Here is a 13,455-nt window from a genome sequence, read left to right as displayed (position 1 = left end):
GGTCACATCGTGCCATGGCCCAGGGGGCGCAGTGTGATTCGACGGGCCATGAGCCCCCGAACCAGCGGAATACCGAGCACTCCGAGCCCGATGAACCCGTATATCGCGGAGACCGGCAACCCCAGGAACACCGCGTGCGCCAGCGTCGACCCCAACCAGGTCCACAGGAATACGGCCACCGGCACCACCCGCGCCCGCCGAGTGTCGACGGCGGTCCGATCCCACCACTCCAGCATTCCGCCCATCACCAGCGCCACCGCCAGCCACCCCGGATAGTTCGTGTACGGAATCTCCCCGAGCCCCGGTAGCCCCGGCGCGCCGGAGGTCCATCGCCATTGCCCGTCCGCCACCATCTGCGGATCCAGGAACAGATCCCACCCCACGGCCCCCAGCGCGGTGAGCGAAATCCGCACCCCAGCACGAGAGCTCAACAGTCCCGCGACAACCCACACCGGATAGATCCCCCCGGTCCAGGCCAGCGGCACCACCAGCGGCACCCCCGCCACCTCGGGCCCCAACCGCCCACTGGCGTACTCATAAGCCCCGAACGGCACCCCGCTCGCCGTCCCCACCACCTCGGCCAGCAACCCGATCCCCGAAATGATCACCGATAATCCCGCGGCCCACCGCACCCCACGGGTCAGACCCGCATGCACCAGCGCCGTCGTAGCCGACAACGCCACCACCGCCACGGTCACGCGATCCCGTCCCACCCCGTGTGCCAGCGGATAGGCGATCTGCATCAGCACGAGCAGTACCGCGGGCACCGCCGCGGCGACGACCACACGATTCCACGACCCGCTCACAAGGACCCGATTCCAATCGAAGTCGTGAACTCGCCCCGTCAGTCGGCCGCGTTCTCGGCCCGCCGCAATCGAATTCCGATGCGGCGCGGCCGATGTGGATTCCCCGGTCGGATCCGCGCCAATGCTTGTCGCCGCTGGGTCGCCGCTCATCGGCGGGGGAGGCGGAGCCGGGAGGGCCGGAGGTCGCGCTGGACTATTCGCGCGACGCTGCGACCGCTGGCGCCGGAGACTCCGCCGCCGGGGTGCGTGGACGCGCCGGTGAGGTACAGCCCGGGCGCACCGGGTACGCGGTGGTGCGAGAGTTCGGGGAGCGGCCGCCACAGGAACATCTGGTCGAGGGCCATCTCGACGTGCATGACATTGCCGCCGAGCAGCCCCATCTCACGCTCGAGATCGACAGGGGTCTGGACGAAGCGGTCGTGCACGGTGTCGGTGAATCCCGGTGCGTGCGCTTCCACTTCGGCGATGATGCGGTCGCCTTCACGTTCGGCGTGCTCACTCCAGGAGCTGCCGTCGGCGAGCTCGTAGGGATGCCATTGCGCCCACAGCGAAAGCTGATGTTCACCCGGCGGGGCGATGGTCGGGTCCAGGGCGCTGAAACTCATGGCCAGCACGACGGGTCGCGGCGGCAGATCACCCGCGAGCGCCGCACCGTGCGCGCGCCGCAATTGGCGGCGATCGGTCGCGAGCAGTTGTAGTCCGTGCGCGGATTCACCGCTCTTCGCGCCCGGATACTCCGGCAGCGCGGTCGTGGCCGCGCGCACGACCATTCCGATGCCCGGCCCGACCCGAATCCGCCGCCGCCAGTCCGCGAGCGTGGCCGCGTCGAACCCGCCCCGCTCCAGCAGATTCAGCGTGGTGAGAATGTGTGATCCCGCGATCACGGTGTCCGCGTACAGGTTTCGCCCGTTCGCGGTCTCGACCCGCCAGCCCTTCCCCGCCGGTGTGAGCGAAATCGCGGCGTCTCCGGGGCTGATCACCCCGCCGTCGGCCCGCAAGCGCGCCACCAGTGCCGCACTCAGCGCCCCGCTACCGCCGACCGCGCGACCCGGCGGCAGCGTATGCATGAGCGCCGCGAACCCGACCATCGGGGCGGATCCGGGCTCGGACATCGGCGGCCCCGACTGCGCACCCCACCAGGCCAGCGCCGCCTTCAGCCGTTCATCGTCGAAATAACTGTCCAGCAGCGCGTCTCCGCTCTGCAGAAACTCCCGCGACAGCGCACTTCCACCCCCCTTGGCGTCAAGCCCCCAGAACGACTTCAATAGTCGCCCCGGCGTAGGAGCCCCGGAGAACGACCGCATGACCCGAGCGGTCCGCGGCCCCCACACCCGTACGAATTGCCGATACGCGGCGGCATCGCGTGCCCCACAGGCCGCGGCGATGGACGCACAGGTGGCCTCGACATCGCGATGGAACACGATCGGCGCGAGCTCGGACCCCGGCGGTGCGGGCGCGAAAGCCCATGGATCACAGTCGATATACCGCAGCCCGAACCGCTCCAGCTCGAGCTCCTCGATGATCCCGGTATGCCGGATCATGATGTGCGCCGACGACCCGCGATCCACCTGATGCCCCGGGAATCGCTCCACGGTCGACACCGCCCCGCCCAGCACGGTATCGCGCTCGAGCACCTCGACGTCATGCCCGTCTCGCGCCAAATAACACGCCGCGACCAGCGCATTGTGGCCGGACCCGATGATCGCCACGCTCACAGTGGCAGCCGTCGCCCGAGGACCGCGAACTTGCGGGTGTCGCCGGAGAAGATGAAATGCCGCACCACATCGCCGAATTCCTGGCGGCGGTAGAGCTTCCAGGCGCGGTTGGCCTCGGCGTCGACCTCGGGCGTGGAGAGCAGGACCATACGTTCCGGGCGGTTCTGCAGCAGGCGGGTGAGCAATATCTCGCCGATGCCGCGGCCCTGGGCGGCCGGGTGCACATGCAGTTCGGTGAGTTCGAAGTAGTCCGAGAGTAGTTCGCGCGCAGCGTGTTCCGGCCATCCGGTGCGGCGCATACCGCTGTACACCTGCTGATGCCACCACTGGTGCGGTGCGCCGTGGTACCCGTACGCGATGGCCACGATGGGCGCCGTGCGCAGGTCCAGGCGGCCGTTGTCATCGGGTAGTACCGCGGCGACGGCTTGCCAGCCGGGTCTGGTGGTGTGCTCGGTCCACATGGGTGCGCGCTGGTGTTCGGTACCGCGCGGATAGTCCATGGCCGCGACGTAGACCGAGAGGGCGTCGTGCAGCCGGACGCGCATGGTGGCCGCCGACAGGTCGACGACGACGGGTGCGGGCGTGGTGTTCGGGGTGACGGCGGTCATCGGGCAGGCGCAGCTCTCGTTGGCGCGGACGGTTGGTCCGACGATAGCGCCGTTCTCGCCGCGCGTTACCGCGTGGTCGAGCACCGGAACTTGTCGGTGGGTGTCTTTAGAGTCAGACTCAATTGAAACCTTCGAATACCTGTTCGATCTTTCTGGAGGCCGTTCTCGCCCCGAGGGGGTCCCGGCGAATCGGGGTATGCGAGTGGGGAGGTACCCGATGTCCGGTGCAAATGCACGTCCGGCCCATCCTGGGCGCGCGGGCGAACTACTACGACGCGCCGACGGCCTGCTGATCCAGGCCGCGGGGGAGCAGGATCCGGCCGAGCGTTTCCGAACGGCCTACCTGGCGGCGCTGCGCGGAGCGGGCGCGGTGCTGGCTCTCACCGGCGCGGACCGCGCACCTCGGGCGCGTTCCCGCAATGCCTGGGTCATGATGCAGGCCGCCGCACCGGAATTCGTGATGTGGGCGGATTACTTCAGCGCCCAGTCCGAAACCCGGGCCGCGCTGGAGGCCGGACTGCCCCGTCCGATCGATGATCGGCGTGCCGACGAGTTCTCTTCGCGGGTAGGCGCATTCCTCCATGACGTCGAAGATCTGCTGGCAGCGGCATCACGATTACGTCCCAGTACGGGGTGGGTTGCCGGAATGCTGGCATGACTATCGGCGAGTAGGTGGTAGGTACCTGATCGAACTCGTATTATTGGTGGCAGACAGCCGCCAACGCCGGCCGTTAGTCGCTTACCCGGAGGCGACCGCCACCACCTAGTGCCGGGGGAGGTACCGTGCCACTCTCCGAGCACGAGCAGCGCATGCTCGAACAAATCGAGAGCGCGCTCTATGCTGAGGACCCCAAGTTCGCCTCGACGGTTCGGGGTGGACGGTTACGTTCCGCCACCGGCCGGCGCAGACTTCAGTCGGCGGCTCTGTTCGTCCTTGGTCTGTTCCTGCTCGTGGCAGGCATTGCCGCGCCCGTGAAGCTGGGCGACTTCCCGATCATCAGTCTGATCGGATTCATCGTCATGTTCGGCGCGGGAGTGCTGTTGCTGACCGGTGGCCCTGGGATGAAGTCCCAGGGTGGCCGCGGCGGCGACGGTCATCCCTCGTCGGGTAACGGTCCTGGCGGCGGCCAGGGTCGGCCGAAGAAGTCAGGCGGGTTCTCATCTCGTATGGAAGACCGGTTCCGCCGCCGGTTCGAACAGGACAACTGAGTCACCGCTCCTTATATAGGGGGCGTCTGCTCGGCTAACTGAAACTAGCGCGACACGCCGTGGCGCCACACCGATTTGAGGTGTGGCGCCACGGCGTTTCTCGTGTGTTTTCGGCGGCGTGTCGAGGTGTGCCCGGCATTCCCCACCCCTCCCCACGGGGTTCCCCCACCCCCACCCACCCGCGCCGGAAATGCGCGCTATCTGCGTGTTTGCTGATTGTTGTCGGGTCCTGCCCGGCGCGTGCCGTGCGTGTCGGGGGAACTGCGGGGAAAGTTCCCCACCCCGGTGATAGCTGGTGTGACCTGCAAAGTTCGCCAAGCGGGGACTGAGATCACCGCCGCTTTCGATTGAAAGTGGGGGAAAGTGGGGTAATGTGGAGCGCGCACTACAGGAGGCCGAACAGTCGAGAGGGTGATCCGGTAGGAGGTGTCGGGACTTGTTCCTCGGTACCTATACCCCTCGACTGGACGACAAAGGGCGACTCACGTTGCCTGCGAAGTTTCGGGACGAGCTGGCGGGAGGGTTGATGGTCACGAAGGGTCAGGACCACAGCCTTGCCGTATATCCGAAGGACGAGTTCACCGCGCTCGCGCGGCGGGCCGCGGCCGCGTCCCGAAGCAATCCGCAGGCCCGCGCGTTCGTTCGAAACCTGGCTGCCTCCTCGGATGAACAGCGTCCGGACGCACAGGGACGCATCATGTTGTCGGCTGAGCACCGCCGCTACGCGAATCTCTCGAAGGATTGCGTGGTGATCGGCTCGGTCGACTTCCTCGAAATTTGGGACAAGACGGCGTGGGAGAGCTACCTCGCCGAGCATGAGGAGGATTACTCGCAGGCCAGAGACGAGTCGCTGGGCGGAATCTTCTAGCCCACAGCGAGGCGAGTGCCCTGCGGCCTCTGCCCGACGCGGACCCTGACGTACTTCCCCAACGCCAGGTGCCGCGCTTCGGTCAGAGACCCTGGGGCATTGGCCACCGACACTGAATCATTCAGTGAAGTCCGAATCGCAAGCGACCTGTCATGGGGCCGTGCGACGAAATGTGAGGTCCGGGAGGTCGAAGGTGCACCCAGGCAGTGACGGCCCCCGCCATGTCCCGGTTCTCCTCGATCGCGCAGACGAAATCCTCGGGCCCGCTTTGGGTCTCGACGGCGCCGTCTATGTGGATTGCACACTCGGTCTCGGTGGTCATGCCGAGCATTTCCTGCGTACCTACCCCAATATCCGCCTGGTCGGGCTCGATCGCGATACCGAGGCGTTGAAGTTGGCGGGGGAGCGACTACGCCCCTATCAGGACCGAATCACCCTGGTGCACACCAGATATGACGGCATCGCCGACGCCCTCGAGGAGGCCGGGCTGCCGCGTACCGGGTCGGTGCGCGCGATTCTGATGGATCTCGGCGTCTCCTCCATGCAGTTGGATGAGGCCGATCGTGGTTTCGCCTACTCCATCGACGCACCCCTGGATATGCGGATGGACTCCAGCACCGGCCCGACCGCGGCCGATGTGCTCAATACCTACAGTCACGGTGATCTGGCCCGGGTGCTGAAGGTCTACGGGGAGGAACGCTTCGCGGGCAAGATCGCCTCGGAAGTCTTGCGGCGCAGACAGAAAACCCCGTTCACCACCAGCGCGCAGCTGGTGGAGGTGCTGTACGCCACCATTCCGGCGGCGGCGCGGCGCACCGGCGGGCATCCGGCCAAGCGCACCTTCCAGGCGCTGCGGGTCGAGGTGAACCGTGAGCTGGAATCTCTCGAGGCCGCGGTTCCGGCGGCGCTGGACGCGCTCGCGCCCGGCGGGCGGATCGTATTCATGAGCTACCAGTCCCTCGAGGATCGAGTGGTGAAGCAGGAGCTGGCCAAACGGTCGGCCTCGCGCACCCCACTGGATCTGCCGGTCGAATTGCCCGGTATGGGACCGGAATTCAAGATTCTGACCCGGGGTGCGGAGAAGGCCACCGAGCAGGAGATCGAAGACAATCCGCGTGCGGCTCCGGTGCGCATGCGGGCGGCGGAGCGGATCGCAGGGGAGGTTGCGCAATGAGTGGTCGGGCGCGAAATCGGCGAGTAGGCCCTGTCAAGGCGTATCGGAACCGGAGGTGGCACGCTCGCCCGGCGTGGAACGGGGCCGCCCTATGACCATCAAGACACCGGCGAAGGGGCGCGCGGCCCGTCGGGTAGAGGATGCCGAGCGGGTGAAATCGGGTGCGGCACAACGCGCCTACGCGCGGCGGCGCAGTCGTGAGCGCACCGAACTGCCGCCGGTGCTGCGGCGCATGGGTGGTGACGCCCCGCGCGGCCGCATGTCGTTCGTGGCCACCATTATCGCGCTGCTCGGCTGCGGTCTGGCGCTGACACTGCTGCTCACCACGCGCGCCACCGAGGACAGTTACCACCTCGGCGATGCCCGGCGGTTGAACGAGCAGCTCACCGATCAGCGCGCGGCGCTGCAGCGTGAGGTGGAGGCGGCCGACTCCGCGCCCGAATTGGCCCAGCGCGCATCGGAATTGGGCATGATCCCGGCCAAGGATCCGGCCCGCCTGGTGGTGGGCCCGGACGGGCAGGTGATCGTGATCGGTGAACCGAAGGCCGCGCAGGGTTCGCCGGCGCTGCCGTTGAACACCACCCCGCCGCTCCCGTCCGCGAAGCCGTCGCGGCCGGCCCCGGCGCAGGGTGAGCGAGTGGTGCCGGTGACCACGACGCCGAATCCGCCGACCACCGCGCCGAATCCGGCTACCGCGCCGAATCCGGCGCCGCAGTCCCCGGCGCTGCAGGCCGCGCCGAATGGAACGCCTCGATGAGTTCGTCCCGCGCGATGCGCGGTGGCCGTGATTCCGGCCGGGGACGGGCGGCTGCCGCGCGCAGCCGAACCGGCTCCGGCCGTGCGGGTTCCGGACCCGGGCGCAGTGCCAGACCGCGTCCGGCACCGGGTATGGACGGCCCGACGCGCTTCCGATTCGGTGTGGGCCGGGTGCTCATGCTGGTCGCCCTGCTGGTGACCGCGGGCCAACTGCTGTGGATTCAAAGCTTCTCCGCGCCCATGCTTTCCGCGCAGGCGGCGAGTCAGCGCACCGTGAAATTGCCAGATGCCGCCCTGCGCGGATCGATCACCGATCGCTATGGCAATCCGCTGGCCTTCACCATCGCGGCGAAGGCGCTGACCTTCCAGCCGGTGAAGGTGCGCAAACAGCTCGCCGACGCGCATGAGAAGAACCCCTCCGCGCCCGCGGTCGACGACCGATTGCAGGCCATTGCCAAGTACATTCACGAAAAGCTCGGCAATGCCGCGCCGGAGAAGGATCTGCTCGAGAAGCTGCGCAGCGATGACGCGTTCGCCTATCTGGCGCACAATGTGGATTCGCAGGTCGCGGCCGATATCAGTCTGCAGTTCCCGGAGGTCGGGGCCGATCGCCAGGATATGCGCGAGCATCCCGGTGGATCGCTGGCCGCCAATGTGATCGGCGCGACGGGCTGGGACGGGCACGGGCAGATCGGCCTGGAGTCGGCGATGGACTCGATCCTGTCCGGCTCGGACGGTTCCATGACCTACGACCGCGGTTCGGACGGTGCGGTGATCCCGGGCAGCTGGCGCGATCGGGTACCCGCGGTGAACGGCTACAGCGTCGAACTCACCCTGGATCAGGATCTGCAGTACTACGTGCAGCAGCAGGTACAGCAGGCCAAGGATGTCTCGGGTGCGCAGGCCGCCTCGGCGGTGGTGCTGGACGCGCATACCGGTCAGGTGCTGGCCATGGCGAACGACAACACCTTCAATCCCAAACTGGACCCGCAGTACTGGTCGCAATCGGATCTGGGCAATCCCTCGGTACAGGAGGTGTACGAGCCCGGGTCGGTGAACAAGATCGTCACCGCGGCCGCCGCCATCGAGTACGGCCTCACCACTCCCGATGAGGTGCACGAGGTTCCGGGCGCCATCAGCCTGGGCGGGGTCACCGTGCACGATGCCTGGGAGCACGGTGTCGCGCCGTACACCACCACCGGCATCTTCGGTAAGTCCTCCAATGTGGGCACGCTCATGCTGGCGCAGCGGGTCGGCGAGGACCGCTACTTCGACATGCTCAAGAAGTTCGGCCTGGGGCAGCGCACCGGTGTCGGCCTGCCCGGTGAGAGTGCGGGCGTACTGCCCCCGCGCGATCAGTGGTCCGGCTCCACCTTCGCCAATCTCCCTATCGGCCAGGGTCTTTCGATGACCACCCTGCAGATGACGGCCATGTACCAGGCTATCGCCAATGACGGCGTGCGGATTCCGCCGCGCATCGTGAAGGCCAAGGTCGCCCCGGACGGCACCCGCACCGAGGAGACCCAGCCCGATCCGGTCAAGGTGGTCAGTCCGCAGACCGCGCAGACGCTGCGGCAGATGTTCCAGGCGATCGTGCAGAAGGATCCGCGCGGTATCCAGTCCGGTACGGGTACCCCGGCCGCCATCGAGGGCTATCAGGTGGCGGGTAAGACCGGTACCGCACAGCAGATCGATCAGAAGTGCCGCTGCTATTCGACCGACCGTTACTGGATCACCTTCGCGGGTATGGCCCCGGCCGACAATCCGCGCTATGTGATCGGCATGATGCTCGACGCGCCCGTGCGCAGCTCCGACGGCAGCGGTGGCGGTTCGGCCGCGCCGCTGTTCCACAGCATCGCCTCCTGGGCCTTGCAGCGGGATCGGGTGCCACCGTCGCCACCGGCCAAACCGCTGATTCTGCAGGCGAGTTAGAGCAGGTAGGCGATGGACGTGAGCCGCACCGCACCGGGTTCGTACCCGGGCGGGTGACCGAACTGCGCCGTGCCGATCGCGCGGTGACACAACACAGGTAACCTGACACGTCGATCCGAGTCCGAGTACCGGATTCGGATCCATGACCTTCGATGAATACCGTCCCGGAGAGGAGCTTCGTGCCCGCGCAAGACAGTCCGCAGGTACTTCGGCCCGCCGCACCGCCGGTGACCGCCCTGCGCACGGTCGCAGAGCTCACGAACGCCCGCCCGGTGGGTGCCGCCGGTATTCCGGCGGATGTGCTGATCACCGGTATCGAGCAGCGGTCGAACGCGGTACAGCCGGGTGATCTGTTCACCGGATTGGCCGGATCGCAGTCGCACGGCGCGCGGTTCGCGCACGATGCGGTGGCGCGCGGCGCGGTCGCGGTCTTCACCGATCCGGCGGGTGCGGAATTGATCGGCGAGATCGCGGTGCCGGTGCTGGTGCATGACGCACCGCGCTCGGTGCTCGGCGAATTGTCCTCGGCCCTTTACGGTGATCCGTCTCGCACTCTGCGGATCATCGGTATCACCGGCACTTCGGGCAAGACCACCACCTCCTATCTGGTGGAGGCGGGTCTGGCCGCGGCCGGTTTCCGGACCGCGCTGATCGGCACCATCGAGACCCGCATCGGCGGGCAGCGGGTGCCGTCGGCGCTGACCACCCCCGAGGCTCCGCAGTTGCACGCCATGTTCGCCGTCATGGTGGAGCAGGGTGTGCAGGCGGTCGTCATGGAGGTCTCCAGTCACGCACTGGCACTGGGCCGCGTCGACGGGGTGGCCTTCGCGGTCGGCGCGTTCACCAATCTCTCCCAGGATCACCTCGATTTCCACCGTGACTTCGAGGACTATTTCGCCGCCAAGCGCCGCCTGTTCGTACCCGGTGATTCGGCCGTGGTGCCCGCCGCGAAAGCGGTGCTGTGCGTCGACGACGAATGGGGTACCCGGCTGGCCGGTGACGTGACCGTGGCCGCCCTGGCCGCCGGCCGCCCGGAATTGGTGACCGTCGCGACAACCCCTGGCGTGCAAGCGGATTGGGTGGCCGGTGCGGCCGTCCCCGGCGCCGCGGGACAGCAGTTCGAGGCCGCCGGTCCGGGCGTGAAACTCGATGTGCGACTGCGTCTTCCGGGCGCGTACAACATTGCCAACGGTCTGCTCGCGCTCGCGGTCTGCGCGGCGGCCGGGGCCGATACCGCCACCGCCGCAATGGCATTGGGTGAAGTGGATGTGCCCGGGCGGATGCAGCGGGTGGAGCGCGGACAGGAATTCCTGGCCGTGGTCGACTACGCGCACAAGCCCGCGGCCATCGAATCGGTGGTGGCGACGCTGCGCGCGCTGATCGCCGAGCAAGGCCGGGGACGACTCGCCGTGGTGGTAGGTGCGGGCGGTGATCGCGATGCCGGGAAACGCCCCCTCATGGGTGCGGCCGGTGCGCGCGGCGCGGACCTGCTCATCATCACCGACGACAATCCGCGCGGTGAAGAGCCTGCGGCCATCCGCGCCGCGGTCCGCGCGGGCGCCGATGGGGTGCCGCCGGAGGAACGCGGAGAGGTCCGGGAGATCGGGGACCGGGCGCAGGCCATTGCCGCCGCCGTCGACTGGGCACAACCCGGCGATGTGCTGCTGGTCGCGGGCAAGGGACATGAAACAGGGCAGGAGATTTCGGGAGTGAAGTATCCGTTCGACGACCGCGAGGTGCTCGCGGCGGCCTTGTCGCGAAGGACGAGGGACCTGACGCATTCATGATCGAGATGACATTGCGGGAGATCGCGGAGATCGTCGGCGGCACGCTGCACGATGTCCCCGACCCCGACACGACGGTCACCGGAGCGGCCGAATTCGATTCGCGCCGAATCACTCCCGGTGACCTGTTCCTGGCGCTGCCGGGAGAGCACACCGACGGCCACGACTTCGCGGCCAAGGCGGTGGCCGCCGGAGCGGTGGCGGTACTGGCGGCGCGCCCGATCGGCGTCCCGGCGATTGTGGTCGCACCGCAACCGCATGCCAGCCGCGCCATCGCGCTGGCCCATGACACCGACGGCTCCGGCGCGGCCGTGCTCGAGGCCCTGGGCAAGCTGGCCCGCGCCAGCGTCGACCGCCTCACCGCGGCGGGCACTCTCACCGTGGTCGGTGTGACCGGCTCGTCCGGGAAGACCTCCACCAAGGATCTCTTGGCGGCCGTACTGGCCCCGCTCGGTGCGGTCGTCGCACCGCCCGGCTCGTTCAACAATGAGCTCGGCCACCCGTGGACGGCGCTGCGCGCCGACGCGAACACCCGCTACCTCGTGCTGGAGCTCTCCGCGCGCGGACCCGGACATATCAAGGCGCTCACCGAGATCGCGCCGCCCAGCGTCGGCGTTGTGCTCAATGTCGGCACCGCGCACCTGGGGGAATTCGGCAGCCAGGAAGTCATCGCGCAGACCAAAGGCGAACTGGTCGAGGCGCTTCCGGCCGACGGCCTCGCCGTGCTGAACCTCGACGACCGGCTGGTGGCCGCGATGGCGCAGCGGACCCGGGCACGCGTGGTGACCGTGGGCCTGAACTCGAACGCCGATATCCGCGCCACCGATGTGCATATGGACGAGCAGGCGCGGGCGCGATTCACACTGCACCACAATGGCGAATCCGTCGAGATCCAGCTCGCCGTGCACGGTGAGCATCAGGTCGGCAATGCCCTGTCCGCCGCCGCGGTGGCCCTGAACCAGGGCGCGGATCTCGCGACCGTGGCGCAGGCCCTGCGCGGCGCGAGCGCGGCCTCGGCGCGGCGCATGGATGTGCGGACCCGGGCCGACGGCATCACCGTCATCAACGACTCCTACAACGCCAACCCGGATTCGGTGCGCGCGGCGCTCAAAGCCCTTGTCACCATGTCCCGTTCGGCCGGGGCGGATGGGCAGGGCCGCGAGGTCGGTCGCCGTCGCAGCTGGGCCGTACTCGGCGAAATGGGTGAACTGGGCGACGATTCGGTCATCGAACACGATCGCATCGGCCGGCTCGTCGTGCGGTTGGACGTGGATCGGCTCATAGTGATCGGCACCGGGCGGCCATCGCACGGCATGCATCAGGGGGCGGTGATGGAGGGTTCCTGGGGTGAGGAGTCGATATTGGTGCCGGACCCGCAGACCGCGATCGAGATTCTCGACGCCGAGCTGGAGCCGGGTGATGTGGTGCTGGTGAAGGCGTCGAAGTCGGTGGGGCTGTGGACCGTTGCCGAGCACCTCCTGGAGGCCGCGCGATGACCCAGATCCTGCTCTCGGCGGCCATCGCGCTCGCCGTCTCCATTCTGCTCACCCCCGCGGTCATCAGCTGGTTCGCCAAACAGGGCTTCGGCCAGGAGATCCGGGTCGACGGCCCGGAGAGCCACAAGGCCAAGCGCGGCACCCCCACCATGGGCGGCGTCGCCATCATCATCGGCATGTGGGCCGGATACCTTGGCTCACACCTGATTTCGATGAGCTACGGCGAACCGGGACCCTCGGCGTCCGGTCTGCTGGTGATGGGGCTGGCGACCGCGCTCGGCGGTGTCGGCTTCCTGGACGATCTGATCAAACTGCGTAAGCAGCGCAATCTCGGGCTCACCGCGGCGGGCAAGTACATCGGACAGTTGGCCTCGGCGGTCATATTCGGTGTGCTGGCACTGCAATTCAAGGGTGCGAACGGGTTGACCCCCGCGAGCCGGCATCTGTCGTACACGCGGGACATCACCACCGTGTCCATGAGCGTGGTCATCTTCCTGCTCTTCGTAAGCCTGATCGTGGTGGCCTGGTCGAACGCGGTCAACCTCACCGACGGTCTGGACGGTCTCGCGGCCGGTTCCATCAGTCTGGTGCTGGGCGCGTATATGATCATCACCTTCTGGCAGTGGCGCAATGCCTGCTCCACGCATCCGGAGGCGGGCTGCTACAACGTGCGCGATCCACTGGATCTGGCGCTGGTCTGCGCCGCCGGTGGTGCGGCGTGCATCGGCTTCCTGTGGTGGAATGCCGCGCCCGCCAAGATCTTCATGGGCGATACCGGTTCGCTGGCGCTGGGTGGTCTGCTCGCGGGCCTGTCCATCACCACGCGCACCGAACTGCTGATGATCGTGATCGGCGCGCTCTTCGTCGCCGAGGCGGCCTCGGTGATCTTGCAGGTCGCGGTATTCCGCACCACGCGGAACCGATTGTTCAAAATGGCGCCGTTCCATCACCACTTCGAATTGAGTGGATGGGCTGAAACTACGGTGATCATCAGGTTCTGGTTGCTGGCCGGTATGGCATCGGCGATCGGTCTGGGCCTGTTCTACAGCGATTACCTCTCCGCGGTCGGGTGAACTAACTGATGGTCGAACATTCTCCGAGGGTCCT

12 protein-coding genes are annotated in these 13,455 nt (G+C 67.6%); 9 read left to right on the top strand and 3 right to left on the bottom strand.

The window, feature by feature from the left end; all coding sequences use genetic code 11:
• Positions 1-2 precede the first annotated feature (2 nt).
• The 3 genes from OHB26_RS37740 to OHB26_RS37730 all read right to left on the bottom strand — a co-directional run bounded on the left by OHB26_RS37740 (position 3) and on the right by OHB26_RS37730 (position 3,129).
• Positions 3-743, bottom strand: coding sequence for a carotenoid biosynthesis protein (locus tag OHB26_RS37740; RefSeq protein WP_330185907.1), 741 nt, complete (start codon positions 741-743; stop codon positions 3-5).
• 209 nt (positions 744-952) lie between these two features.
• Positions 953-2,521 (bottom strand): phytoene desaturase family protein, encoded by a 1,569-nt coding sequence (locus OHB26_RS37735; protein WP_330182013.1) that lies wholly within the window; start codon positions 2,519-2,521, stop codon positions 953-955.
• Positions 2,518-3,129: a GNAT family N-acetyltransferase gene (locus OHB26_RS37730; protein ID WP_330182012.1), complete on the bottom strand. Its 612-nt coding sequence runs from the start codon at positions 3,127-3,129 to the stop codon at positions 2,518-2,520. Before OHB26_RS37730 ends, OHB26_RS37735 begins: the two co-directional genes overlap by 4 nt.
• A gap of 217 nt (positions 3,130-3,346) precedes the next feature.
• On the opposite strand from OHB26_RS37730, the gene OHB26_RS37725 reads away from it, so the two are divergent.
• The 9 genes from OHB26_RS37725 to mraY all read left to right on the top strand — a co-directional run bounded on the left by OHB26_RS37725 (position 3,347) and on the right by mraY (position 13,421).
• Positions 3,347-3,787: an SAV_6107 family HEPN domain-containing protein gene (locus OHB26_RS37725; RefSeq protein WP_330182011.1), complete on the top strand. Its 441-nt coding sequence runs from the start codon at positions 3,347-3,349 to the stop codon at positions 3,785-3,787.
• 125 nt (positions 3,788-3,912) lie between these two features.
• Positions 3,913-4,338, top strand: coding sequence for a DUF3040 domain-containing protein (locus OHB26_RS37720; RefSeq protein ID WP_067565036.1), 426 nt, complete (start codon positions 3,913-3,915; stop codon positions 4,336-4,338).
• 436 nt (positions 4,339-4,774) lie between these two features.
• Positions 4,775-5,206, top strand: coding sequence for a division/cell wall cluster transcriptional repressor MraZ (gene mraZ, locus OHB26_RS37715; RefSeq protein ID WP_067565033.1), 432 nt, complete (start codon positions 4,775-4,777; stop codon positions 5,204-5,206).
• Positions 5,207-5,378: 172 nt separating this feature from the next.
• Complete coding sequence (gene rsmH, locus OHB26_RS37710) at positions 5,379-6,380, top strand: 16S rRNA (cytosine(1402)-N(4))-methyltransferase RsmH (RefSeq protein ID WP_442943068.1); 1,002 nt, start codon at positions 5,379-5,381, stop codon at positions 6,378-6,380.
• Positions 6,381-6,471: 91 nt separating this feature from the next.
• Positions 6,472-7,137: a hypothetical protein gene (locus OHB26_RS37705; RefSeq protein WP_330182009.1), complete on the top strand. Its 666-nt coding sequence runs from the start codon at positions 6,472-6,474 to the stop codon at positions 7,135-7,137.
• Complete coding sequence (locus OHB26_RS37700) at positions 7,134-9,068, top strand: peptidoglycan D,D-transpeptidase FtsI family protein (protein WP_442942810.1); 1,935 nt, start codon at positions 7,134-7,136, stop codon at positions 9,066-9,068. The genes OHB26_RS37705 and OHB26_RS37700 overlap by 4 nt, the downstream gene beginning before the upstream one ends.
• A 152-nt stretch (positions 9,069-9,220) precedes the next feature.
• Positions 9,221-10,855 (top strand): UDP-N-acetylmuramoyl-L-alanyl-D-glutamate--2,6-diaminopimelate ligase, encoded by a 1,635-nt coding sequence (locus OHB26_RS37695; RefSeq protein WP_330182008.1) that lies wholly within the window; start codon positions 9,221-9,223, stop codon positions 10,853-10,855.
• The gene (locus OHB26_RS37690; protein WP_330182007.1) at positions 10,852-12,348 is read left to right on the top strand and encodes a UDP-N-acetylmuramoyl-tripeptide--D-alanyl-D-alanine ligase; all 1,497 of its coding nucleotides are present in this window, start codon (positions 10,852-10,854) and stop codon (positions 12,346-12,348) included. The genes OHB26_RS37695 and OHB26_RS37690 overlap by 4 nt, the downstream gene beginning before the upstream one ends.
• The gene (gene mraY, locus OHB26_RS37685) at positions 12,345-13,421 is read left to right on the top strand and encodes a phospho-N-acetylmuramoyl-pentapeptide-transferase (RefSeq protein WP_330182006.1); all 1,077 of its coding nucleotides are present in this window, start codon (positions 12,345-12,347) and stop codon (positions 13,419-13,421) included. Before OHB26_RS37690 ends, mraY begins: the two co-directional genes overlap by 4 nt.
• The last annotated feature ends 34 nt before the right edge of the window (positions 13,422-13,455 follow it).

It is taken from the genome of Nocardia sp. NBC_01503 (assembly GCF_036327755.1).
Lineage (GTDB): Bacteria > Actinomycetota > Actinomycetes > Mycobacteriales > Mycobacteriaceae > Nocardia.
This window is presented reverse-complemented; position numbering and strand designations above follow the sequence as displayed.